This is a genomic window from Mammaliicoccus sp. Q-M61 (genome assembly GCF_022386055.1).
Lineage (GTDB): Bacteria > Bacillota > Bacilli > Staphylococcales > Staphylococcaceae > Mammaliicoccus > Mammaliicoccus sciuri_A.
In genome coordinates this window covers 1-317 of record NZ_JAJNJL010000036.1, presented here as the reverse complement: position 1 = coordinate 317, position 317 = coordinate 1, and the positions used below count along the sequence as shown (strand labels likewise).

Sequence of the window (317 nt, the reverse complement as noted above, 5' to 3'; positions counted from 1 at the left end):
GAGAGACAATCAAACAGTGACGTACGTGTATCAAAAAGCAGACGGTCATGTAACGGTAAGATATGTGGATGAAGAAGGCACTGAAATTCAAGATCCAACAATCTTAAAAGGCAAAGTAGGAGAAGATTATAGTTCGACACATCCAGAACAAATCAATGAATACAATTATCTAGGAACAGAAGGTAACCCGACGGGAGAATATTCAAGAGACAACCAAACAGTGACATATGTGTATCAAAAAGCAGACGGTCATGTAACAGTGAGATATGTAGATGAGAATGGTAATTCGGTACAACCAGATACAGTATTGAATGGCA

The 317-nt window shown here is 38.5% G+C and carries 1 protein-coding gene; it reads left to right on the top strand.

Annotated features, from left to right (window positions below; genetic code table 11):
• Positions 1-317 (top strand): MucBP domain-containing protein (locus LQ677_RS14570; protein ID WP_239749099.1); only part of this gene is annotated, 317 nt, incomplete at both ends.